Genomic DNA, 24,720 nt, shown 5'->3' with positions numbered 1-24,720 from the left:
AACCTTCCCTTCAACCTACATATTTCTATAACAACAACATTGAGACCGCTCGAACCGCGCACGCGGTGCCCATCAACGGGCAGAACGATACAAACAAGGGGGGTGCGGATCGCCGAGTAGAAAGAGATGGGGCGGGCATGCAGTAAAGCAATCGGCCCAGTGGACCCACATCTCGGTCAGCGCACGACGCTACCGCCGCTAACCGCACGGAGCGCGAAAAAGAGAGAAAAGAATCTCGGCTCGCCATCAGAGGGCGAGCTGAGTTGTTTGCCAACCATCGCACCAATGCGGCGTCTTTTGGGCTATTTACGGATGCCCAACTTACCGATGATATCGAGGTACCGCTGGGGGTCCTCGCCTCGCACGTAGTCCAGCAAACGCCGACGGCGACTCACTAGACCCAGCAAACCACGCCGTGAAGCGTAGTCGTTGCGATGAGTCCGCATGTGTTCCGTTAGACCATTAATACGTTCGGTTAGGATCGCAATTTGCACTTCCGGCGAGCCCGAATCGTCAGTGGTCTTGCCGTGCTCTTTAATGACTTCGGACTTACGTTCTTTCGAAATCGTCATTCGTGTTTCTTTTCGCTTCGTTTCAGTACGTTTGTTTTGTACAGTCTTTTCTTACAGACTTCGACAATCTACCTGCAGTTTCTCAAGCGGGGTAGTTTACCGGTAAACTACAAACACGCAACGGCAAATTGCCACCAAGCCAAGAAAAAGAAGCATCGGTTTTTCTCTTTTTGCAGATTAGGAAACCGCTCCGACATCGTGGCAGCGGCTGTCACGGCGCCATTACGCAGGGACTAACGGTTCTGACGCTGCTTTCTCTTCGGTCTGAGGTGGAGTTGCCTAACGTGCCCCTTAAGAAGTGCGGTCGACTTTGCAGGGCTCTGCTCTCTGGTGCAGTCCGAGGGGCGAAATGCAGGAGAGCTGTGGCGGTTGTGCGGCGATTCAGCTGGAGCGAATCGCTCTGAGACACAGTGGGCCGGCGAAAAACTGCGGTTGGGATGTCTTTAGGATGCCGATGGCCCGGCGAGTTACGCCCTGGGCTGGATGATGCCGCGTTCGACTAACGCTGCTAACACGCCGGCGGCTTGCTCGGTCGGTGTCGCTCCGTCGCCACCCTTGAGGTGAACCTCAGGGTTCGGGGGGGCTTCATAGGGGTCGCTGATTCCGGTGAAGTTCTTGATTTCGCCAGCCCGAGCCTTTTTGTACAGCCCTTTGGGGTCGCGCGCCTCGCAAACCGCCAGGGGCGTGTCGACAAACACCTCAAGGAAATCGCCTGGAGCACCACTCGTTTCGATAATCTTCCTGACTCGATCGCGATCCTTGCGATACGGGCTTACGAACGCGGTCAATGTGATCAGCCCAGCAGAGGCCATGAGCGCGGCGACCGATCCGATTCGGCGGATATTCTCTTCGCGATCGACTGCGCCAAAGCCGAGTCCAAACCGGTTGGCGAACTCTTCGCTGTATTCCTCTCGCAGCACTCCCGGGGGGGCACACAGTCCATGGCGAATGTTATCGCCATCTAACAGCACGGTCGCCCGGCCGAACTGGTTCAATTGGTGGTCAAGCTCATTGGCCACGGTGCTTTTGCCGCAGCCGCTTAAGCCGGTGAACCAGATCACGGCGCCACGCTGGCCAAGATTCGCTTCGCGTGCCGTTCGGTCAACCGTTTGCTCGTGCCAGACAATGTCAGAGGGATTCGTCATACTTCGCTACGCACTTTTCTCTTGGGGGCAAGTGATTCCAACAGGGGCGAGTGTCCCGTCAAATCCAGAGATCGGACAGGGGGGGCTCCGTCTGGAGGTTCATCGCCACTCGGGTTCGCGTTTCTCTAGAAAGGCAGCGACGCCTTCCTTGGCGGATTCGGTCGAGCATGCCGAGGCGCTATAGGCCGCCCCCGCTACAATTTGGCTGAGTAGCATTTCGCCGACGCACTCATTGAGCAGTTGTTTGGTGGCTTGGACGGCTTCGCGTGGCGCCTCGGCGCAAGCGTTTGCCAGCTCGGAAGCCGCGACCCAGATTTGGTCCGGGGGAACCGGTTTTTTGCACATCCCCAGCCGATAGGCCTCGTCGGCATCGATCGACTCTCCCGTCAATAGCATCCTGGCTGCCGTTGCTGCGCCAAACCGGAAGGAAATCAGTGCGCCGGTGGCGCCGCCGACGAGCCCTCGCTGCGCAGCGGTGGCGTTGAGTTGCGCGCGATCCGATAGCACAAGCAGGTCGGCAGCGAGGGCGAGCCCGAGCCCTGCCCCGATCGCCGCACCGTCGACCGCCGCGATCACCGGCTTGGGAAAGCGAAGGATCTGCTCAAGCAGTTCCGAGCAACGTTGCCAGAGGCTGAACAGTTCGTCTTGACAGAGGTGAGCGGGCATCTTTGCGATCGCATCGAGCACGCTCAGGTCGATACCGGAACTGAAGTGCTCGCCGCCGCCGGTCAAGATGACGGCTCGCACCCGTTTCTCTTGGTGGATATCGGAAAACGCTGTCTGTAGGTCTTCGATTAACGTTGGGTTCAACGTGTTTCGCCGCGCCGGATGATCCATCAAGATCGTTGCGACGGGGCCGTGGATTTTAATATCGACGTACTGCATCAAATTGCCCTGCGGTGAAACGCCATCAAGACGGAGGAGATGGTTGGGACGCTTGCATCATCGCCGAACATGCAGCGACATGCTACCCACATCGCAAAAACACGATCGGGCTAACTGTTGAAATTCGCTATTGCCGCCAGGAGGTGCTTGTGTGGCTTGATTTCACGGGCTCGTTTCCTTTGGGGCTCGTTTCCCTTGGGGCTCGTTCTTATTGGCGCCAATGACGTTAAGCAACTTTGCGGCGTGATGGGCCGTTTTGGGATTTCGATGCCGCGGGGGTTGCATCGCGATGGCCTGCGGCAATCTCGGTTTTAGCCCTGGACTAGGTGTTAGCACCGTTGGCGTAGGGGAGGGAGCCAGCGCGCGCCCAGACAGTGTCAATGCCCGCTTTTCAGCACTCCTGGCGAAGGGCTCGGTGCCCCGAATCCAGCTTGCCAGACGCAGCAGCCGAGTTGAGTTATTCAGTTAACTTGCGTTATTCGGTCAACGAAAAAACCCCGGAGAACTGAGTTCTCCGGGGCCGCTTCTGTTCTCACGCCCGTTAAGGCGTCAGAGGGTGTTATTGCCAGCGTTGCAGCAGGCTTAGTTGCAGTTGACGCAGCCAGCGCCGGTTGCCATCGGAGCGGAGTGGATCACAGCACCTTCGCTGTAACCGCCACCGTACGAACCTTCGCTGTAACCACCGTACGATGCTCCGTAGGAAGGAACACGAACGACGGTTGGGACTTGACGGCAAACACGAACCTGAACTTCTCGCATCGATTGCACAGGAACGCAAACGGTGAAGGTCTCAGGGACTTGCTCTTGGACTGTGTCATAAACCGTGACGTTGTACGAACGGCTACGTGTCTCAGGGACATGAACCGTGTAATTGACGTCGCGGGTACGCTCTTGGGATTCCATGCGAGTTCCGTTCACGGTGCGGGTCCGAGTTTCGGTCGTCATCGTGGTTTGTGGAACGGTGCGAGTCCGGGTTTCCAAGCGGGTCCGGGTCACAGGAATCATGCGAGTGCGAGTTTCGGTCTTCGAGCGAGTCACGGGAACGCTACGAGTACGGTTCTCGGTGCGATAGTTCGTGACGGTGTAGTCGCGAGTACGCTCCTCTTGACGGAATTTCTGAACCGTAACGGTGCGCGAACGCTGTTCGGTTGTCATTTCCGTGTAGGGGACTTGGCGAGTGCGAGTTTCCATACGAGTACGTGTCACAGGAATCATGCGAGTGCGAGTTTCGGTTCGCATCGTGGTTACTGGGACCTCACGAGTGCGGGTTTCCAAGCGAGTGCGTGTCACGGGAACTTCGCGAGTGCGAGTTTCTTGACGGCACTTTCGGACCTGCACGGTGCGAGTGCGTTGCTCGGTCGTGTACTTGGTCACGTTGACCATGCGAGTGCGAGTTTCCGTACGCATGCGAGTCACGGGAACCATGCGAGTCTTGGTCTCACACACGTAACTTGTCGTCGTGTAGGTGTAAGGAACCTGGCTCGTTTGGCGTTGGTACGAAGTCTGTGCAACCTCGGTTGTCACAGGATTCGGGACGTACACGCGGCGATAAGCGGTTCGCGATCCGTGCCCGTGGCCATGACCGTGGCCATTGCCGCAGCCGTTGTCACAACCGCCACCACAAGTGGAGACAGGTTGGCAGCAGCAGCACGATCCACAACCGTGATGGCCATGATGATGGCCGCCCATCAGGCCGCCACCAATGATTCCACCGCCGTGACCGCATCCGCCACCAACTTGAACCGCTTGCAATTGGTAGCTGCCCATATCGCGAGTCACCGTACGCATCGTCGTTACAGGAACGCAGGTGCTAACGGTGCGCATCGCAGTGTGCGTTTGCTGCACTGGAACGCGAACTTGGTAGCTTTGTTCAACATGCTCGGTATAAGGAACCGAGACGTTGTAGGTTTGGGCAACTTGTTCGGTGTGAGGAACCGAAACGGTATAAGGTTGCTCAATCGTCTCCGTGTAAGGAACGTTGACGGTGTAGTTCTGGGTCACGGTCTCGGTGTAAGGCACCGCGACTTGGTAGGTGTCGGTGCGTGTTGTCGTTTCCGGAACACTCACCGTATAGTTTTGCGACACCTCTTCGGTGTAAGGAACGCAAACTTGGTAGCTTTCCTCACGCGTTTTCTGCACAGGAACGCTGACCGTGTAAGCCTGCTCCACTTGCTCGGTGTAAGGAACGTTCACCGTGTACGACTGCGTCTTGGTTTCGGTGAATGGAACCGAAACGGTGTAGGACTGTTCGATGTTCTCGGTGTAAGGAACGTTAACCGTGTAGGTTTGTGCCACTTCTTCGGTGTAAGGAACCGATACTTGGTAGCTTTGCTCCACCTCAGTCGTGACAGGCACCTGGACGGTGTAAGGCACTTCTTGGGTGTAAGGAACTGGGACTTGGACATTGTACGTTTCAGTACGGGTCTGAGTCTGGGGGACCATCACCGTGTAGTCTTGTTGCCTGGTTTCAACCCGGGCAACTCGTCTGTTTACGGTACGCATGCGGGTCTGCGTTTGGCGTTGGTACGAGGTCGTTGGGACCATGCGTGTTTCGGTTACGTACTGGGACCGCATTACTGTTCGCTCTTCGAACGATCCAGCGGAACCGTCATCACAAATGGCGCCCGAGCCGCTGCCCATGACGACACCGCCGCCGGACACACACCCTGAGCCGCTGTCGCAGCCACCACACGAACCACACCCCGCTTGGACATTGGCTGCGAACGTGAGTGTCGCAATCAGTCCAAAAACATACTTAAGCATCTGAGCTTTCATCGACAAAACCCTCCAAATACGTCTCACAGCCCGTGAGGCAACAGAAGAAAACAAGAAGCGTAACGGCTGCGTAAATTGGGCGAACCTATCACCCTGAACCGTTGAATTTATACGGTAGTATGGTCCTGTCAACGATTTCTCATCGATTAAGGCTTGCTATTTGAGAAAATGTATACATGCACACAAGCATTGAAATCGCCTTTGCACCTTGGTGTCGCGCAAGACGACATGGATCTGAGCGTATTAGCGCGGATGAGGTAGATTTGATGACAGTTGGGTAAATTCTACGAAACGGTGGTGGGCTTAAAACGCAATGTCTCAGCTGCGCTCAAATCTTATACTTATTCCGAAGTTATATTTTCTGAGTTTGGAAGTCGCGTCCAACAGGACACTGCAAACGAGAGCGGAAAACCTCGTTCTTCCCCCAACCTCTTTCTCCGCTGCGCCGTTTCCTTCATCGCTGCCGCGTGAGGATTCCCGAGGAGCCTTTCTGAACCGTCGTCCACAAGCGAGGTGGACAAGGGAGGATGGTCGCAAACGCCGCCGCCAAGTACGCCGCCTCCAGGTGTGACGCCGCGCGAGCCTTTCGTGGGGCAAAGCGTCGATTTCACGCAAGTGTCCGAGAGCGGTGAATGACCGTGCGCGATGAAGGCATCCTTGTAGCCCAGCGGGTTCGATTGAGGCTAAAAGGAGGGCTCGCTGTCGCCATGCTTCGGCTGCGGGATATGCCCACCGTTGGCACCTTAATTGAAGTGGCGAATGCGTCCTTGAGGGGCCTCTCTCGAATGGTCCTCGCTCTGGTAAGAAGCATTTTGAACAAGACGGATTTGAGCAAGACGGGGCTAAACAAGGCGGGCGTTCGTATCGTGGCCGTTCAGAGGTGACCGCTCCAGGAACGAGCATTTGATTTCGTCAACAAGCTCAGATCAACAAGGTGAAATACGAGTCGATCCCGCGTGGTGTGGCGATACACGCGGAGCACGCTCGCAGGGATGCCGCGGTCGCGCCGGGCCTTGCAAGCGTTTGCCGCCGCGTAGCGCAGGCGGGCGTGAACCGAGGAGCGGCCTTCATCGGCACTCCGAGCCGGCTGAGTTGGGGCGACTGAGCTGGGAAGACTGAGCTGGGAAGACTGAGCTGGGAAGACTGAGCTGGGAAGACTGAGCTGGGAAGACTGAGCTGGGAAGACTGAGCTGCCGCTTGGCTCGCCTTGTATCTTGGCACCCACTTTGGGCGGCATTCCGTCCCACGTCGGATCGCTCCTCGTCGGCACTTGGGGGCTGCCATTCGGAGACCATGATCGCCACGGCCGCGTCGCAAACCGAGGCTTCGGCGCCGCCGTGGCAGTGGCGCAATGACGTTAATTCCCTCACTTGTCCCGCAATCGCGGTGTCACAATGAAGCGATTTAGCATGTTGGTCGGGCGAGGATGGGGAAAAGTGTCCCGTAACGACTCACATCCCAAGAGATCACTATGACAAAACGACCTTGGTTCCTTATGATGAAGTCATGATGATGAATGGCTATTTAACATTAACTTGAGCTGAGGGGCAAACTTGGACCCCGCGTTGGCGTTCGAGGTTGGTCGTCTTGGTGTCACCCTGTAGGATTTAACGACAGCCTTAGGCTTGCTCGGGCTACAGTTGCGGGTGACGCGTCAGGCAAAGAGAATGAGGCGTCGGAGAAGGACAAGCTGAAAACGCACTCCACACAGCGGTGGTTTCAGCATCGAGGTGAGTACGTTAGGCCAGCGAAAAGGTTTAGGACAGGGATACTCTGGAAACAGGGATACTCTGGAAGCTTGCGGGGCCGAGTCGTTGGATACCAGGATGAAGTCCCTAGGATGAAGTCTCTGGTCAGAGCAAAGCGACTTGGACGCGAGTGACTTTAGGGTGCGTGATAGCGATCATGTGATACAGTTCACGTTCATCTGGGCGGGTGAGGGAAAGATCGATGACTCGATCGACACAAACAACACAGAATCTAGCAATGCCTCGCAAATTGATTTGTATTGGCGACCCGGTCACGCTTCCCGCAGAGATTGCGGGCGAGGAAGTCGTGGTTGTCGATGGATCGGTTGCCGTGGTAGACCAATTGGATGACCCGACGATCGACGGTGTCTGGATCGCTCGAGATCAATTCCCCGAGCTAAGCGAGCTTCGCGGGATTTCGCAGAGCGGTATTATGCTTCGCGATATGCCTGAGGGAGTCGCGTTGCTCGATGCTGATTTGCGGGTGCTTTGGGCGAATCGTCGGCTGGTGGAGTGGTCCGGGCGCAGCGAACCGGCGGTGGGGCTCAACTTTTACGAAATGCTCTCCAACCCAGAAATTATGGGGCCCGATTTCTGTCCCTTCCACACCGCCCTGGCAACCGGCGACGAGAGCAATAGCACGCTGCACACCGAAGACAGTCGCTACTTCCAAGTCCATGCAGCTCCCATGGTCCACCCGGTCCATCGCCGCCAACTTGTTGTCACCGTCAACGACATCACCGAAGAGATTCTGCAGCAAAACAAACTGGCGGCGATTCATCAAGCGGGTCGCGAACTCGCCGATCTGCGTCCGACCGAAATCTTCATGATGGAAGTGGATGAGCGAATTGACCTGCTCAAAGAGAATATCCGCCACTACCTTAGCGACCTGCTGAACTTCAACATCATCGAGATCCGCTTGCTCGAGCAGGCCACTGGTAATTTGATGCCGTTGCTAAGTGTGGGGATTGACCAGGACGCCGCCGATCGACAGCTGATTGCCCACCCACAAGGTAACGGGATTACCGGTTATGTTGCGGCAAGTGGGGTCAGCTATATCTGCCACGATGTCGTCAATGACCCCCTGTTTATTCCCGGGGTGGCCGACTCACGGAGCTCGTTGACCGTTCCGCTGATGCTGCATGACCAAGTGCTCGGTACGGTCAACATCGAGAGTCCCGAGATCAATGCGTTTGGCGATAGTGACCTGCAGTTCCTCGAGATCTTTGCTCGCGACATTGCATTCGCCCTCAACACGTTGGAATTGCTTGTCGCTCAGAAAGCCAATACGGCTCAGCAGAGCTGTGATGCAATCCACGGCGCCGTCGCGCTTCCGGTCGACGAAATCTTGAATGACGCGGTCAACGTCATGGAGCAGTACATCGGACACAGCTCCGAGGTCGTCGATCGGCTGAAGCGTATCCTGCGAAATGCTCGCGACATCAAGCAAACGATTCAGCAGATCGGTCAGCGGATGACGCCACTCGAAGCCGTTCCCGTGGGCGCGGATTCGACCCATCATGTTTCGCTTCGTGGTAAACGTATCTTGGTCGTTGATGCGGACGAGCAAGTTCGCGAAGACGCCCACTATCTGCTCGAGCGTTACGGTTGCATTGTTGAAACCGCCCACAAGGGCGATGAAGCGGTGTTGATGGTTCGCGGTAGCGACGATTCGACCAGCTATGATGTGATCATTAGTGACATCAAACTTCCCGACTACAGCGGCTATCAATTGATGCTGCGACTCGGGAAGTTGATGGACTATGTGCCAATGGTCTTGATGACAGGATTTGGCTATGACCCCGGCCACTCCATTGTCAAAGCTCGCCAAAACGGGCTGCACGCCAAAGGGGTCCTGTTCAAACCGTTCCGCTTGGACCAATTGATCGACGTGGTCAAAACCATCCTCGATTTCAATGAGGAAGTAAAGCGAGATGGTCCCCCGCCCAAGCCCAACGATCCCGATGTGGCGGCGGACGGTCGCCCCGCCCCAGAATGATGTCAGTCGGGTGGCCCTGTCCGTGGTTCCCCGTCCCTGGTTTCCGTTCCTGCTTCCCCGCTCGATCGACGCGTGATCTGTCTCGGGCGCCCATCGCGAATCACGTTGCACATTGAATTCCGTTGAACGCAGACGAATTCTAGCGAACGCATTTCTGTCATTGATGTAGCTACCGTCGCCAGACGGTGGCCCAGGTACTGGCGAACGTAGCGACTTTTTTAGCGCCTACATGCTTTCTCAAATTGTCCTAAGCCAGACGTTCCTTGGTGAGTTGATTGAGGACGTGTTTGGCGATGGCGCGTTCTTCGTTGGTCGGTACGACAAGGGTGCGAACGGCTGCGTCGGCTTGCGATAAATCGACGATGGCATCGTTCGTCAGCGAGGATTCATTCACGTCTGGGGCGATCACGATTCCAAGATGAGCCAGAGGGGCCGTGACCAGCTTGCGAATTTCAGCGGAGTGCTCGCCGACTCCGGCGGTGAAGACGAGTGCATCAAGCCCACCGAGAATCGCGAAGTAGCTGCCGATGTACTTCAGGATCCGGTGAACGTAGATATCGATCGCCAGCGTAGCTGACGCGTCCCCCGCGTTGCGACGTTCCAGCACGGTTCGCATATCCATATCACCGCATAGTCCCAGCAGCCCGCTTTGCATGTTGAGCAAATGGTCGATCGTGTCCGCCGACTTTCCCGTTTGCCGCATCAAGTGAAGTGGCACTGCGGCATCGATGTCTCCGGTTCGTGTTGCCATCACCAATCCTTCCAAGGGGGTCATGCCCATCGATGTTTCCACCGCGACGCCATCGATCGATGCGGCGGCGCTCGCCCCGCCACCGAGATGCAGCGAAATGATGCGTTTCGCCTGTGCCGAGTCGCCTAAAAATGCGATTGCTCTTTCGGTGACGTAGCCGTGGGATGTTCCGTGAAAACCGAAACGCCGAATCCCATGCTCGCGGTACGCCGATTCTGCGATTGCATAGCGATAGGCCTTGGGGGGCAGCGTTGCGAAATAGGCCGTATCAAAAACAAGCACCTGCGGAATTGACAATCCCAGGTCGTTGATAGCCTCGACGACCGCTCGGGCGAGCGGATTGTGCAGCGGCGCGAGCGTATCGAGCGCTACGAGTTCGTGCCGTACACGGTCATTGACGGTCGTGGGGGTCGTGAAACGATCGCCCCCTTGAACAATCCGGTGACCGATCGCAGTGATCTCAAGGTTTTTGAGTCGGTCCCATGCGATGCGTGCGGCAACGGCATGATTCGGTGCATCACCGCCAGCTTGACCAATGCGATCGACCAAACCTTTGCTCAGGCGGTGTCCTGAGTGGGCGTTGATACAAGCGAATTTCAGCGTCGTGCTGCCGACGTTAAAGACAAGGATATTCATGACGCTTGTGCCTGGATTGCGGTAATCGCGACGGTGTTGACGATATCCGCTACGCTGCAGCCTCGCGAAAGATCGTTCACTGGTTTTCGCAACCCTTGCAGCACGGGGCCGATCGCCACGGCGCCGGCCGATCGCTGCACTGCCTTGTAAGTATTGTTGCCGGTGTTCAGATCGGGAAAGATGAACACGGTGGCTCGTCCTGCGACGGTGCTGCCCGGCAATTTTGCTGCTGCAACGGCCGGGTCGATCGCAGCGTCATACTGCACCGGGCCTTCGACCAATAAATCGGGCCGATTTCGCTTTAGGATCGCGGTGGCTTCACGGACTCGATCGACATCCTCGCCATGCCCGCTCTCGCCCGTCGAGTAGGACAGCATCGCGACGCGTGGTTCGATTCCGAATTGCGCTGCGGTATCGGAGCTGTTGGCCGCAATTTCAGCCAATTGTTCTGCGGTCGGGTTGGGGATCACGGCGCAATCACCATACACCAACACATCATGCTTGAGGCACATTAAAAAGACGCTGCTAACACAGCACACTCCCTCGCGTGTTTTAATGAATTCGAATGCGGGACGGATCGTGTTGGCGGTCGTGTTGGTCGCGCCGGACACCATGCCGCCGGCGAGTCCCTTTCGCACCATCATCGTCCCGAAGTAGCTGACTTCGAGCATCCGGTCACGCGCGACGTCGATCGTAACTCCCTTGTGCTTTCGCAGCGCGTAGTAGGTGTTCACGAATTCGTCGCGCAGCGGCGAAGTCTTGGGGTCAATGATCTGGACGCCTGTGTTTGGGATCGCCACCCCAACGTGACTGGCTGCGGCGCGAATCGAGGCCGGATCGCCGAGTAAAATCAGGTCGGCAACGTCTCGGCGGCGCAGCGCATCGACGGCTTGTAGAATGCGTGGCTCGTTCCCTTCGGGCAACACGATGCGAACCCGTTTCTTGCGTGCCCGTTGAATCAACGAGTGCTCAAACAACATCGGTGTGACGCGGTGGGTGTCGGGAGCCTGGAAGCGCGTGGCGAGGTCGTCGATATCGATGTGCTGTTCAAATAATCCGATCGCGGAATCGATCTTTCGGGGCGAGTGTTCGTCGATTTCGGCACGGATTTGGGCGGCCACGGTGGCTGCGGCAAACGTATCGACCAAGGTCGACAAGACCGGCAGTCCCGAGGTCTCGCTAACCAATCGCTGGACCACTGATGGCGGCATCAAACCAGCGGTCAAGACAACGCCCGCGGGCGAAGGGCCGTTCGCATCCAGACTCGCCAATGCACAGCCGAGCAAAATGTCGCTGCGGTCCCCCGGCGTGATCACCAAGCTCGAACGCTGCAATCGTGTGAGAAAATCAGGCACCTGCATCGCCGCGACTTGCAACTGGGTGACTTCGCGATCAAACGTCGTTTCATCACCACTCAATACCGTTGCCCCCAAGCCGACTTGGATTTCACGCAGCGTGGGCTGACGCAGCAGCGGTTCCTCGGGAATCATGTATAGCGGTGACGAGGGGCCCTTCAATGCTTGGGTATACGCCAAACGCAGATCTGCTTCGTCACTCGGGCTAATTTGATTCAGCACGGTGGCAATCACTTGGCCTCCGCGGTCGCTGATGCTGTCGTTGCCGATCCGAATCGATTGCACGCTCTCTTCGACCGTTTTGCCATACGCGGAAAAGACTGTCATGATCGCACAGCCAAGATTGACAGCGATATCGGCGTTCAATTCAAACTCAATCTCTTGAGCCAAGCCTTGGAAGCTGGTCCCTTCGACAACGGCAAAGTCCGCCGATTCCTGTAGTGACTTGAATTTCTGTTGAATCCGCTGGATCAACGTGTCGCCGCGATCCTCGGCGAGCAAGCGACGCGCTTCGCTACGGGTGACTCCCGCCATTTGATCCGGCGTTGCCGCAATCGGGTAACGTGATCGCATTAATCGAATGCTTTGGTCGTCCCGTGGATCGGCGTGCACGACGGGGCGAAAGAAAATAACGCGATCGAAACGACGCACCGCCAATTCCATCACCCCGAGCGCCACCATGCGTTTTCCTGTCGCATTTTCGTTGGTCGCTAAATAGACGCTGTCGGGCATGACGGGGCTTCCCTGCGGAGTGGCAAGCTCTCGATTTTACCGGAATGTCGGCTGGTCAACCACACATCCACTTCGCGTGGACGTGGCGGGATCGCCAATCGGGGCGACTTCGTCCGGCGAGCAGCACGGATGCCGCGCTGCCTAGTTCAGTCTCGCTGCCTAGTTTAGTCGCGCTGCCTAGTTTAGTCGCGGCGCCTAGTTCAGTAGTGCCACGGTGGCACGTTGCTTCACGCTGAGCACCGCGGAGTCGACGATCTGTTGTCCGATACGGCTGATCTCAGGGCTGAGTGGCCCTTCCACCTGGGCGCCGCGACGGATCACGTCAACCATGTACTGCACTGGGTTTTGCAGAGGAGCGACCAACGTGTCGACGGCGATCTCTTCGCCTGCGGGACAGGAGGTTGATTGTACGCGAATGGTTGCGGCGTAGTCATCGCTGGAGATCGTGCCTTCCGTACCGACGACGACGAAGCCACATTTGGGTTGGGGTTGATGTGTCCAAGGGTCGGTAAACGTGCCCCAGCGCGTTTCGAATTTCGACAACCCGGTCGCGTATCGGGCGATCGTAATGCTGTGCTCGTCAACCTCGAGTCCTTGGGGTTGGTCGACGACACAGGTGACTTCGATCGGTCGCCGTCCATTCATAAACCAAGTGCCGAGTGTTGTGCCGTATCCCGCGTAGTCAAGCAACGAACCACCACCATGACTCTGTTTGTAGAACCAACTGTTGGGTTTTTCTCGTTCGACTTCACTTGCCGAACGCTCCACCTTGTCGGCGACATGCCAAAGCGGGCCACGATTGCCGCCATAGTGGTGCACCTCTTGGACTTCACCAATTTTGCCCTCATCAATCAAGCGTTTCGTGGTGCGATGCGATGGCACCCACGTCAATGGCCAATTGATGGCTAGGCGACTTCCCGACGCATTGGTGGCCTGGATCATGCGGTCGGCTTCGGCCAACGAGGCTGCGAACGGTTTTTCAACGAGAATGTCGCAGCCAAACGGAGCCACTTTCTCGACCCACTCGCCATGATGCGACGCCGCGGGACAGAGAATGACGAGGTCGGGCTTGGCTTGCTCGAGACACTTCGCGTGGTCCGTAAAGATTTGCGTTTCGGGAATACGGAATGATTTCGCAGCTTCCGCCATGCGATCGAGATCGTCGTCACAGATTCCCACGATCTCTACATCGGTGTGTTCATGCGCCATCCGCAATAAGTCGCCCATGTGGAAGTGGTCGAAATTAATACCGGCGATTCGGATCGGATTCATCTTGTTCCGTTGGGGTTCGAAAATCGTGTTGGCGTCAATCAGCCCGGCGTGCCACTACCGCACCACTGAAGATCTCGTGAGCGGCCAGGGTGATCATGCCAAAGACTAATGGCAGCACATAATACAGAATTCGGAAAATCAGTACCGAAGCGAGCACCGAATCGCCCACGGTCCCCTTTAGTAGCGTCACCAAGATGACTTCTAAGACCCCCAATCCGCCGGGGACTTGAGTCAACAGCGAGATCGCGATTGCCACCAAATAGGCGGCCAACACGTGAGCGAACGGCACCGCCGCCTCGATCGGAAGGACCAGATAAAGTGCGGTTGCGGAGATCAGCAGGTCGACCGCGGCGACGGAGGCTTGGACGACCATCAACCCAAAGCCCGGTGGCCGCAGGTGAAGTTCACCGATCGGCCATGGTTTATGCCATAGCCAACAAACCGCACCATAGCCAGTCGCCAGGCAGAGCAAGATCGCCCCGAGCGTTTGGGTTCCGAACGGCAACTGGACCGAGGCGGGTAAGGTGATCGGCACCGAAACCAAAACGACACCGCCAAGAAACCACAAGCCGCTCCAAAACGTCAATCCACAAATCGAGATCAAGACGACGATTTGCCGTGCGGTTAATCCCCAACGGGAATAAAAACGGTATCGAATCGGCGCCCCGGCCATAAAAGTGCCTAGATTGTTGCCCAGCGTGAAGCCGAGAAAGGAGACCAAGGCGACTCGCCGCAGCGGCAAGGAGCGACAAATGTACCGCAGGGCCAGCAAATCGTAGGCGATCAGCAGGCCGTAGTTCAGCGCGATCAAGAAGGTTGCGATGCCCAAATAAATTGCCGGAACTCCAGTGAATCCGCCCTTAAAGTCAGCCCAAGTCACCTCATGGGCTTCACGCCACAGCAATTTGATTGCCAACAGAAACAGCAGGCATGCAAACGCAGGGCCGGCGATCGCACGTAGTTTTCGTTTGGGCAAGGTGAGGCTCGGTTGAGCGATAGAGTTCGAGAGGGATCGTAGGGTCCAATTGTGCCCTATCGAACGCTTTCGGCAAGCCCGCTAAAGAAACTAGCCCGGTAGCCGAACTGGTGGTTGGTTTGCCAAACTGTAGCCCCTGGAAATCTCCGTTCTTTCAACCCATCGTCCCTGGACATTCCCTTCTACCTTTGCCCGCAAACAGAAACATGAAAACAGTTCGACATGAATTAGTAGTGCTTGGCGGTGGTCCCGCAGGATACGTTGCCGCACTCCGCGCCGCACAACTCGGGATCGATGTTGCCTGTATCGATGAAAATAACCAATTCGGTGGCACTTGTTTGCGCGTCGGTTGCATTCCGAGCAAGGCCTTGTTGGAATCCAGCCATCTGTACCATGAGGCAAAACACGGATTCTCGGCCCACGGAATCAAGCTGGACGGGCTGCAATTCGATCTCGACGCGATGATGACTCGCAAGAAAAAAATCGTCGATACGCTGACCGGTGGCATCGACATGCTGTTTAAAAAGCGAGGAGTGACGCCCTATCGCGGCCGCGGCAAATTCAAGGACAACGAAACGATCCAGGTCGACGGTGACGAACCCGTCCTCGTCCAAGCGGACCAGATTCTGGTCTGTACCGGCAGCCGCCCGGCACGACTGAGCTTCATCGAAGAAGACGGCGACCGAATTGGAAACAGCACCACGGCGTTGTCATTCCCCGATGTCCCGGAACGATTGATCGTGATCGGTGGCGGCTACATCGGTCTCGAAATGAGTAGCGTTTGGAACCGACTCGGTAGCAAAGTGATCGTGTTGGAAGCGCTCGACCGCATCATGCCGGGCATCGATGGCGAGGTCGCCCAACTTGCCCATCGCACGTTAAAGAAACAAGGCTTGGATATTCGTACGAGCACCTTCGTCGATTCCGCGAAACGCGAGGGCGATGAGTGTGTCGTGAAAATCAAAGGAGGGGAAACCCTGCGCGCCGATCGCGTGTTGTTGGCGACCGGCCGCACTCCGGCGACTGACAACATTGGACTCGAAGCGATCGGTCTGGAAACGGACAAACGGGGCTTCATTAGCGTCAATGAAGAATTCCAAACTTCGCTTGAAAGCGTTTACGCGATCGGCGACTGTATCGGCGGAGCAATGCTCGCTCACAAAGCGATGGAAGAAGCGATCGTGTGCGTCGAACGCATGGTGGGGATGAAGAGTCACATGAATTACGATGTGATCCCCGCGGTCGTTTACACCCATCCTGAGATCGGGATGGTTGGCCAAACCGAAGAGCAATTAAAGGAAGCCGGCATCGAATACAAGAAAGGGATCTGTCCGTTTGGTGCCAATGGGCGTGCCCATACGCTTGGCGAATCCGATGGACGCGTCAAGATTCTTGCCGATGCGAAAACCGACCGCGTGCTTGGCGTGCACATCATCGGAGCCCGGGCGGGCGATTTGATCGCCGAAGCGGCGACCGCGATGGAGTTCGGAGCCAGCAGCGAGGATATCGCTCGCACCTGTCACGCGCATCCGACGCTCTCCGAAGCCGTTCACGAGGCCGCACTCGCGGTAGCCGGTCGAGCGATCCATACGGTCTAAAGGACGCCACGCACGCTTCGTAGGGCCGGTTCCCACCGGCCGACTTATGATGGGCTGGCTTGTGATGGGCTGGCCCTGCATCCCGACAGGCGAGGGACGCTACATTGAAATTAAAAATGTACTAGCGAATATCGGTACGCCTGAGCCAACCCGTTCGGTGATCCGGCGTGGTGACTTTGACCCAGTCACCACGCCGCTTGCGGACGATCACTTCGCTGGTTTCGCGTAGGGATGGGCCCTCGATCGCCACACGCTCGTCATCGACCGATCGCAACCCCGCATCGGCGACCACAACGATCGCCGCCTCCGGATCACGCAAGCTCCATTCATGAGCCCAGACCGATCCGCCCAATGCCACCGCAAGCAACATGCAAGCGATCGCGGAGGACCATCCCGTTGGATGCCGAGCCAGAGCCCCTCTCGCGATTATGACCCAGGCCACACCCCAGGCCAGGATCGCACTCCACAAGACCCAGTATCGGGGCACCCACGAGAACAGGAGTGCAACGATTTGCTGAGTGAGTGTGCGCCGATTGAATTGCATTTCCGCCGCGCTATTCGCCGAAGCAAACTCACGCTGTGCGTCGCGCAGGGCGATTAACAACGCCGGATTGTCGGGGTCGAGCAAGATCGCACGCCGATAACTGGCGACGGCGAGCCCCATCGATCCACTTCGTCGATAGCTGTGCCCTAGGTTGTAATAAAGTTTCGAACGCTCGATTCCCGCATCGACGACCGCTTGGTACTTCGTGGCTGCTAACGTGAAATCGCGGACCGCTTGGTCTGGATCGCTTCTCAACTCGGTTAAGCCGCGATCATAAATTGTTTCCGCTTCCTGCAGTATCTCGCGTTGTTGTTCGAGATTCAGCTTCGATTGCTCCGTCGCATGAATCGGTTGCGATAATCCGAGCGTCAAAATTCCGAATCCTCCCATGACGCGCATCGCCACCTTTGAGCGCCGCGTCGCCGAACGCAACGACTCCGCCGCCCCCTTGCTCCTTCGCTTCAAACACAATGCCGCCAACTGACTGGCTTCCGTTTTCAAATTGTCGAGGTTCGCGGGGGCATTGGATCCCGCTTCGGACAGCAAGATGCCATGCTCGGCTTGACGACATCGATCAAACCAACTCTCTAGTCGTACCGCCAATTCGCCATCCCCGCGCCGCCGCAAATGTCCGACCAATCGTGATTCATCCGCATCCTCAAGTTTCCAATGGGCCATCAAGAACTGGCGCATCGTCTCGCTTAAATCCGTAGGAGCGGCGGCAACGTTACACTGTTTCTCGAATTGTTTCATCGGCATTAGCCAGCGACGCAATCCGGCAATGAAGACGCCCCGACGCGCAAGCAGTAGGGTGAATGCAAAGGCCAATGGAGGCAGCGCAATACCGGTCCAAACGAATTTGCTCAACATTGCGGCGGGCGTTTGGGAAACAAGCAGTTCGTCCACAGGATAAACTTGCGGTGAGCCATTGAGCGAATCTAGATTCGCATTGGTTTGATTCGGATCGGCTTGGGATGGGGCGGAGTTCGCGACGATGTTGTCAAACGAGAGCGTGTCCGCAGGAGTGACTGACACCGCAATCGGTTCGCTTTGGACCGTTACAAACCGCTCTTCGCTGGGGTCGAAAAAGCTAAAGGTGATGGGCGGAATCTCGCGGACCGACTCGGACAATGGGCGAATCGTCGTCGTAAATAACTTTTGTTTCCCGTCGACCAATCCTGCCAACGCTTCGTCGGCGACTTTGAAATCCTTGACCAGCGATGCTTGTTCGGAGAGCGGTGGAGGCTGAACCAGATCCATGGGCCCGTCGCCGCGGATTGCGATGTTCAAGGTGACCGGGTCTCCCGCTTTGACCTTTTTCGGGGATGCCTGAGTAAAGATCTCGTACTTTCCAACCGCACCTCGGTAATTCGCGGGGCGACCCTGAGTGGGGATCGATTTGATTTCGATCGGCGCGACCTCCGCTTGGGCAATCACCGGCCGCATTCCTGTAATTGCCAACCGCGTGCCAAACGGCGCAAAGGAATCGTCAAAAAAATCCGACAGCGGATTTCGTGAACGTTGTAGTTCGGTGGGATAGCGAATCACAATGCGACAACTTGATCCATCGATGGATCCGGCGCGTTGCGGATAGGTCGGGGCGTCAATCTCGTACAGATAATAGGACGCTGGATTCCCCTCGGCATCCTCGCGTTTGACGAGTTCGCCCCCAGGGCGTTGGCGGTTTTCGGCCAACTCTTGCATGCGATCGGCGAACGGTCCCCAGTCGGTTTGATTGGAAATGAGACTCCACATATCACCTTCGGAAAGGGTCACGCGATGGGCTTCGTCGTGGAAGGGCTTGATCCAAATCTTCAGCGTCAATTCGATTGACTCGCCCACATAAACGCTTGGACGATCTCCCGTGATCTCGGCGAATGCCAAATCGCTCACCTCGTTCTTGGAAACGGAAAAGCGTAGGCTCTCGGTCAATTCCTTGCGGCCATCGTACGAGACCGTCAACGCGGGGATGACAAAGTCTCCCTCACGCTCGGGGGTAATTGAAAACGAATAGGTAATCGATTCGCTTTGCGTTTGACGACCATTGATACTGAAGAATTGCGATCGCCGTGACGGCACGCCAGCGGATTCAATTTTGAGCCCATCGAGCTCGGGAAGTTCTGGGCGTTCGTGCTTTGCCACGTTATTAAATTCGATCTGCAGCGTGATCGGAAATCCAACGTAGGTTTGTTGCGAGGACAACTCGACTTGGACCTCACCGGCAACTGCGGCGGAGTGACAAACGGAAACCCAGGCAACGAAAAACCAGCCCGCGAAAACCGTGTTCAATGAAAGGTTCGAAAGAATTTTCATGGCTTACCAATCCTTGTCGACAGGAACATGACGGCGTTGTTGTGCACGTTGATTTCGTAAGCGGCGAAGCAATTCACGATCGCGAATCGCTTGCAGCATTTTGTTCGCTTCATCCTGAGTCATGATGCCCATGGAGGTCGGTTTCCCAGGATCGCCCCCTTCCTGGGCCTCCAGGGACGCGGCATTGGCAGCGGAAAGTTTGCCGTCGGATGCCGACTCCTGCGGAGTGTCGGCGTCCGACGGGGTGGGAGCGTCTTGCTGTTGCTGGGCCGGATCATCCTGCATTGATTGCGAATCACTGCCTTGCTCGTTTGTAGATGACGGATTCTCAGCAGCGGTATTGTCCGGCGACTCAGGCTCGGATGGGCTCGGATTTCTCTCGCTTGGCTCCGTTTCATCCCCTTCGGCTTGCTCCGGTTGGGACGGTTCCGACTCGGAGGAATCCTGTGACGCTTGCATCGAAGTCCCGCCCGGGGTGTCCTTCTCGGCTTGCTCCGCTGCGGAGGATTCGGGCTGGGGGTCGCTTTGTTCCTCCGATTCTTTGGGGGGCCCTGAGTCCTGTTGCGACTCTGACTTTTCGGGCTCTGACTTTTCGGGCTCTGACTTTTCGGACTCTGACTTTTCGGACTCTGACTTTTCGGACTCTGACTTTTCGGACTCTTGTTTTTCGGACTCTTGTTTTTCGGACTCTTGTTTTTCGGACTCTTGTTTTTCGGACTCTTGTTTTTCGGACTCTTGTTTAGGCGGAGATTGCGAATCTTGATCTTGGTTTTCTTGTGGCTCTTGATCGGAGGAGTTCGGTTGCTTTTGCGGCGGTGGTTGCAATTGTGAAATCAATTGCATCGCCAACTCGACATTGGCACGTGCGTCTTGATCCGAGGGCGCGATCTCCAGCGCGCTACGGTAAAGCGTGATCGCGTCTTGCAGCGAGGCGACCGCTTGATTCGCATCGCTTTGCAGCGTTTGCAATGCTTCGGCATAACGCAAATTCCCCAGGTTGTAGCGGGCACGTGCTGCAATCTCGTCCCGCTCCGATCCGCTGAGCTGCTCAAACGTTTGGCGGGCACGATCGGTCTCGCCGCTAACCCACATCTCAACGGCATCGTTGTAGCGGTCGAGATCGCTAGGCGTGACGCCTTCGCCCGCCGCGGAAGCGGTGAAGCCAAGAATGCAAACGCAAAATCGACAATAGTTCAATACCGAATTCATCTCGTTTTTCCCTCGTGATGAAAAGGGTCGCCTGATGGTTTGGGCATCCAGTGACCCGCGAACACGTCGCATAGGAAACTCAGCAGCGCCAGTCCCAGGAACCACTGGAACCTCGCTTCATACTGATTGATCTTTGCCGTTTCAAATTGTTGCTGGTCCACCTTGGCAACATATTGACGATAGACACTCGCCATATCGACCTGTTTCGTTTCGGCGGGGATGAAGGCCCCGTTCGTTTCGGTCGCGACCGCTTGCAATATTTTTCCGTCGAGTTTCGACCAAACTTGCTCGCCTTCGTATTGCAAGTAGCTTGAGTCGGCATTGCGTCCGCTGGGAATGCGAGCTCCTTGCTGTTGATTCCCGAGACCAACGGTAAAGATCCGAATGCCATGATCCTGGTAGGCCTGTTTGGCAGCCTTAACCGGTTCGCTCTCTTGGTCCTCGCCATCGGTCAAAATGACCATCGCTTTGTGGTCAAGCGTTTTGCTTAGAAATCCATTGGTGGCGACACGGATGGCGTCTCCCAATCGCGAACCACCGCGACGGATCGAACTGGTATCGACCTCCTTGAGTGAGCGACGGAAGTCATCGTAATGATTGGTCATCGGAACCACTTGCCGAACTTCCCCAGCAAAAACCACCAAACCAATGCGGTCTCCTCCCATCACCTCCAACATGTCGTTGATTTGCTGTTTGGCCCGGCCAAGTCGATTCGGCGTGACGTCTTCGGCCAACATCGAGCGTGACACGTCGAGGACGAACATCACTTCAATTCCCTTTTGAGGAATCTCACGCCATACTTTCCCCCAGCGAATGTCGACCAATGCAATCGTCAGTAGGACGAACGTCATCAGCATCAACATCGCTCGCGTGATGACGAGCAAACGATGCCGAGGGGGCAAGAGTCGTGGCATAAAATTGTCGCTGGCGAAGTTTCGCAACCGCATTCGCGTCCGCACCGCAGCAACGATCACCATGGCCAAGCACGCCAAGGCGAGCCATAGCCAATTCAGTGCCCAAGGGTTTCCGTATTGAATTTCCATTTGCTTCTTTCTCTCTCTCCTTGCGTCGCTTTAAACCCAGGTTTGAATCAGACCATGTTTCACCATCACACTGGCGGCGATCAAAAACAGGGCGAGCAAGGCAATCGGTGGAAAGGAGAGGGCATTCCACGTAAACGACTGGACCGCCAACTCTTGATAGTCGGTGAATCGATGGGACTCGATTTTCGTTTTCTCCAGCTGATCGATCGCGTCATAGATCGCCGTTAGCGACTTCGTATCGGTTGCCCGAAAGTATTCTGCTCCCGTGGTTTCAGCGATCTTGCGAAGCGTTTCTTCATCGATATTGACATCCATCCACTGGACGGTGGCTTCGCCGGTAAAGGGATGTCGAGACGGAAACGGGGCGCGCCCTTTCGTCCCCACGCCAATGGCATAAACCTTGATGCCCATCGTTTTGGCCAATTCCGCTGCTTGAACGGGATCGAACTCACCCGCCGTGTTCTCGCCATCGGTCATTAAGATGATCACCTTGCTCTTGACGGCGCTCTTTTCGCTAGCATCCAGCGATTGCAACTTCTCCACTGCCAAGCTGATCGCATCGCCGATCGCCGTGCCATCCTCGTCACGCTGAGTGACAATTTTCGCGTGGTTCAATTGAGCGAGCAAAAAGGCATGGTCAAGTGTCGGCGGCGTCATCGCATCGGCATAGCCCGCGAACGTGATCAAACCAATCAAATCACTCGCTCGTCCCGTAATTCCACCTTCGGCGGCTTCGACTTCGTCTCCTTTGATGAAGCTGCTGGCGACATTCTTGATCGCGGTCAAACGATCAACGTGCTGGCCATCGATTTGGAAGTCCATCGCCTGCATGCTGCCACTACGGTCCACGACGATCTCCATGGCGATGCCTTCGGAATCGATCACCGTTTGCTCTCGCCCCATCCGAGGCCGCGCCAAGGCAACGATCATGGCCACAAGCGCTAACAGCGTTAGCAGATCCGGAAGCCAAGCGATCCGTTGACGCCACGAAGGGCGGATCGCGGAAACCAAACGCGTCGAACTGAACGTAATCGACCAAGCTTGTTTGCGATGAAACATTTGCCAAGCAATCACCGGCACGATCAACAGCAACCACAAGAACCAAGGACTTTCAAACATCAGTTTCCCTCCTTGTTGCTTGAAACGTGCTTGCCGTCGAGCGAAGGCTTGCTACTTGCCGTGGGCAAACGGTCTATCAGTTCACGCACCAATCGTTCGGCGTGCTTTACCTTTTCGGCCATCTCCGCTCCATCGCTCCGATGCGGCGCAAACTTGAATTGATCGGCTTGGAGCAACAGTTCCACCAGCGGCGTTTGCAAATCAGCCGAGATCGAACATTCGGTCGTGATGTAGCGGATGACTTCGTCCGTGGTCATTACCAACGGGTTCATTCCATCGCGTGAAATGACAAAGTCACGCGCGATCCCGGCCAATTCGACGTAGCTCCATTTCGGATCAAACTCAGACGAATTGCGACGCGCGTCCAGTGCCGACAACCTCTGCAACGCCACCGCGCTTGCCGTAGCCCGTTTGCGGAATTGGAGCCGGATCACAATCGCGAGTAAACCGAGTCCGAGCACTGCGATTGTGAGTATTCCCGCGATCGATCGACTCGACTTTTGGGGCGGCGGGACAACCATTTTGTCTTTCATCGGCCGGAACGCATGCGGTTGATCGTCACCGGTCAGCACGCTTTCGACTTGGATTGTCATCGGCTGGGTACGTAGCACGCGCGGTTTCGACGCGGCGGAGTCGCCTGCTGTATAGGTCACCTCGATGGATGGGATCTCTTGTTCCCCGACTTGTAACGTTTCCAGCACCAGACGTCTCGTCCATCGGCGTTGACCTCGATTCGCATCGCCGAGCAATGGCAGCCCAGGAGAATCGGTGACCCCGACGACTTGAAACGCCCCGAGCGTTTCGGGGGCGTCGTGGAAATCGATTTCCGAGTCGACCGGCGCGACCACGGCGAGGGTCAACACAATCGGCTCAAGCACTTTAGTGGTGGTGCGATCGATCGACTCCGTAATTTTGACCGCGGTCTCGGTCTTGTCGGCATCGTGCTTGTTGGTATCGTGGTCGGCGGCGTGTGCGCGAGCCAGCGAGATCATGATGGCGACGATCACGCCGAGCGGGACAAATGCGCGACGGAGGACGAGCGTCAATGAATCCCGCCGCATCTTGAGTTTTGCTGTTTTGCGTTCCACGGCTGCGCCGCAATTTAGGCGACGTTGGGACGTTTCCAATCGAATCACCGCTGTTGCTCCCGGGCATGGAAGTACTGTTGCAGTGGGCGCACAAAGTCATGGCCGGTTTCGAGGTAGATCGCAGGCATCCGCATCCGCCGAAACGAGGCTTGGAGATTTTCGAAATGCTGTCGCACCGCTTCCTCGTACGCGCGTCGCACTCGTGTGCTGCTCGTGTCCATGCTGACGATTTGCCCCGTCTCGGCGTCTTGCAAGCGGATCAAGCCAACGTTGGGCATCGTCATTTCTCGCGTGTCTCGCACGACCACGGGAATGATTTCATGGCGGCGACGCGCCACTTTCAAAGTGTTTTCACAATGTTCATCTTGGAAATCGCTGATCAAGAAAACGACCATTCGCCGATGCGAGGTGCGATTGAGGTGTTCGATCGCCGAGGTCACATCGGTTCCCCGGTTCTCCGCTTGGCAATACAGCAGTTCTCGAATCAATCGTAAGCAGTGACGTGTGCCTTTGCGTGGCGGGATCGACTTTTCGACTCGATCGGAGAACAGCGTCAGTCCGACTTTGTCATTGTTTTTAATTGCAGAAAACGCCAGCGTGGCACCGAGTTCTGCGATCAATTCGCGTTTCGTTTGTGTGTTGGTCCCGAAGGTTTGCGAGGGGCTGATGTCGACAAGCAATTGCACCGACATTTCGCGTTCTTCGCGAAATAACTTGACATAGGGCTGGTCCGCACGCGCCGTCACGTTCCAGTCGATCGTACGAACATCGTCACCGATCGCATAGGGACGGACTTCTTCGAATTCCATGCCGCGTCCCTTGAACGCCGAATGCCATCCACCGGCGAGCAGATCGTCCACGACGTGAGACGTGCGGATTTGAATCCGACGAATTTTCTTAAGGATGTCAGGAGGAATCAAAGTGAGTGAGTCATCGAGGAACGGGGAAGAAAACGAACGA

General features: G+C 56.4%; 16 protein-coding genes. 3 read left to right on the top strand and 13 right to left on the bottom strand.

Going from position 1 to position 24,720, the window contains the following annotated elements; all coding sequences use genetic code 11:
• Nucleotides 1–302: 302 nt before the first annotated feature.
• From rpsO to Pla52o_RS10815, 4 genes are all read right to left on the bottom strand, one after another.
• Nucleotides 303–572, bottom strand: coding sequence for a 30S ribosomal protein S15 (rpsO, locus tag Pla52o_RS10830; protein ID WP_146594591.1), 270 nt, complete (start codon nucleotides 570–572; stop codon nucleotides 303–305).
• 467 nt (nucleotides 573–1,039) lie between these two features.
• On the bottom strand, nucleotides 1,040–1,717 hold the full coding sequence (gene cysC / locus Pla52o_RS10825) for an adenylyl-sulfate kinase (RefSeq protein ID WP_146594590.1): 678 nt from the start codon (nucleotides 1,715–1,717) through the stop codon (nucleotides 1,040–1,042).
• A gap of 99 nt (nucleotides 1,718–1,816) precedes the next feature.
• The gene (locus Pla52o_RS10820) at nucleotides 1,817–2,602 is read right to left on the bottom strand and encodes an enoyl-CoA hydratase/isomerase family protein (RefSeq protein WP_146594589.1); all 786 of its coding nucleotides are present in this window, start codon (nucleotides 2,600–2,602) and stop codon (nucleotides 1,817–1,819) included.
• A 582-nt stretch (nucleotides 2,603–3,184) separates the two neighbouring features.
• A complete protein-coding gene (locus Pla52o_RS10815) occupies nucleotides 3,185–5,377 on the bottom strand; it encodes a hypothetical protein (protein ID WP_146594588.1) in 2,193 nt (730 codons plus the stop codon).
• Nucleotides 5,378–7,363: 1,986 nt separating this feature from the next.
• Between Pla52o_RS10815 and Pla52o_RS10810 the strand changes: the two genes are divergently transcribed.
• Nucleotides 7,364–9,124 carry a hybrid sensor histidine kinase/response regulator gene (locus Pla52o_RS10810; RefSeq protein WP_231612250.1) on the top strand — a complete coding sequence of 587 codons (1,761 nt, stop codon included), beginning with the start codon at nucleotides 7,364–7,366 and terminating at the stop codon, nucleotides 9,122–9,124.
• Nucleotides 9,125–9,371: 247 nt separating this feature from the next.
• On the opposite strand, the gene Pla52o_RS10805 is transcribed toward Pla52o_RS10810, so the two are convergent.
• The 4 genes from Pla52o_RS10805 to Pla52o_RS10790 all read right to left on the bottom strand — a co-directional run bounded on the left by Pla52o_RS10805 (nucleotide 9,372) and on the right by Pla52o_RS10790 (nucleotide 14,846).
• Nucleotides 9,372–10,511 carry an acetate/propionate family kinase gene (locus Pla52o_RS10805; RefSeq protein ID WP_146594586.1) on the bottom strand — a complete coding sequence of 380 codons (1,140 nt, stop codon included), beginning with the start codon at nucleotides 10,509–10,511 and terminating at the stop codon, nucleotides 9,372–9,374.
• A complete protein-coding gene (gene pta / locus Pla52o_RS10800; protein WP_146594585.1) occupies nucleotides 10,508–12,598 on the bottom strand; it encodes a phosphate acetyltransferase in 2,091 nt (696 codons plus the stop codon). The genes Pla52o_RS10805 and pta overlap by 4 nt, the downstream gene beginning before the upstream one ends.
• A 195-nt stretch (nucleotides 12,599–12,793) precedes the next feature.
• Nucleotides 12,794–13,870, bottom strand: a complete 1,077-nt coding sequence (locus Pla52o_RS10795; protein ID WP_146594584.1) for a Gfo/Idh/MocA family protein — start codon at nucleotides 13,868–13,870, stop codon at nucleotides 12,794–12,796.
• A 34-nt stretch (nucleotides 13,871–13,904) separates the two neighbouring features.
• The gene (locus Pla52o_RS10790; RefSeq protein WP_146594583.1) at nucleotides 13,905–14,846 is read right to left on the bottom strand and encodes a UPF0104 family protein; all 942 of its coding nucleotides are present in this window, start codon (nucleotides 14,844–14,846) and stop codon (nucleotides 13,905–13,907) included.
• Between the two features lie 206 nt (nucleotides 14,847–15,052).
• Between Pla52o_RS10790 and lpdA the strand changes: the two genes are divergently transcribed.
• Nucleotides 15,053–16,444: a dihydrolipoyl dehydrogenase gene (gene lpdA / locus Pla52o_RS10785; RefSeq protein WP_146594582.1), complete on the top strand. Its 1,392-nt coding sequence runs from the start codon at nucleotides 15,053–15,055 to the stop codon at nucleotides 16,442–16,444.
• A gap of 121 nt (nucleotides 16,445–16,565) precedes the next feature.
• Here lpdA and Pla52o_RS10780 read toward each other — a convergent pair whose 3' ends face one another.
• Complete coding sequence (locus Pla52o_RS10780) at nucleotides 16,566–19,301, bottom strand: BatD family protein (protein ID WP_146594581.1); 2,736 nt, start codon at nucleotides 19,299–19,301, stop codon at nucleotides 16,566–16,568.
• A 121-nt stretch (nucleotides 19,302–19,422) separates the two neighbouring features.
• Here Pla52o_RS10780 and Pla52o_RS27890 point away from each other — a divergent pair, with 121 nt between their 5' ends.
• On the top strand, nucleotides 19,423–20,064 hold the full coding sequence (locus tag Pla52o_RS27890; RefSeq protein WP_146594685.1) for a pentapeptide repeat-containing protein: 642 nt from the start codon (nucleotides 19,423–19,425) through the stop codon (nucleotides 20,062–20,064).
• A gap of 442 nt (nucleotides 20,065–20,506) precedes the next feature.
• On the opposite strand, the gene Pla52o_RS10770 is transcribed toward Pla52o_RS27890, so the two are convergent.
• Genes Pla52o_RS10770 through Pla52o_RS10755 form a run of 4 tightly spaced genes read right to left on the bottom strand, consistent with a single transcriptional unit; the run spans nucleotide 20,507 to nucleotide 24,680 of the window.
• Entirely contained in the window at nucleotides 20,507–21,553 is a 1,047-nt protein-coding gene (locus Pla52o_RS10770) for a vWA domain-containing protein (protein ID WP_146594580.1), read from the bottom strand.
• A gap of 30 nt (nucleotides 21,554–21,583) precedes the next feature.
• Nucleotides 21,584–22,672 carry a vWA domain-containing protein gene (locus Pla52o_RS10765; protein WP_146594579.1) on the bottom strand — a complete coding sequence of 363 codons (1,089 nt, stop codon included), beginning with the start codon at nucleotides 22,670–22,672 and terminating at the stop codon, nucleotides 21,584–21,586.
• A complete protein-coding gene (locus tag Pla52o_RS10760) occupies nucleotides 22,672–23,760 on the bottom strand; it encodes a protein BatD (RefSeq protein WP_146594578.1) in 1,089 nt (362 codons plus the stop codon). The genes Pla52o_RS10765 and Pla52o_RS10760 overlap by 1 nt, the downstream gene beginning before the upstream one ends.
• Nucleotides 23,761–23,804: 44 nt before the next feature.
• The gene (locus tag Pla52o_RS10755; protein WP_146594577.1) at nucleotides 23,805–24,680 is read right to left on the bottom strand and encodes a DUF58 domain-containing protein; all 876 of its coding nucleotides are present in this window, start codon (nucleotides 24,678–24,680) and stop codon (nucleotides 23,805–23,807) included.
• Between the last annotated feature and the right edge of the window lie 40 nt (nucleotides 24,681–24,720).

Origin of the sequence: Novipirellula galeiformis, assembly GCF_007860095.1 — a bacterium.
Classification (GTDB): Bacteria; Planctomycetota; Planctomycetia; order Pirellulales; family Pirellulaceae; genus Novipirellula; species Novipirellula galeiformis.
The sequence above is the reverse complement of the archived record's forward strand: the minus strand, read 5'-3'. Positions and strand labels throughout refer to the sequence as shown.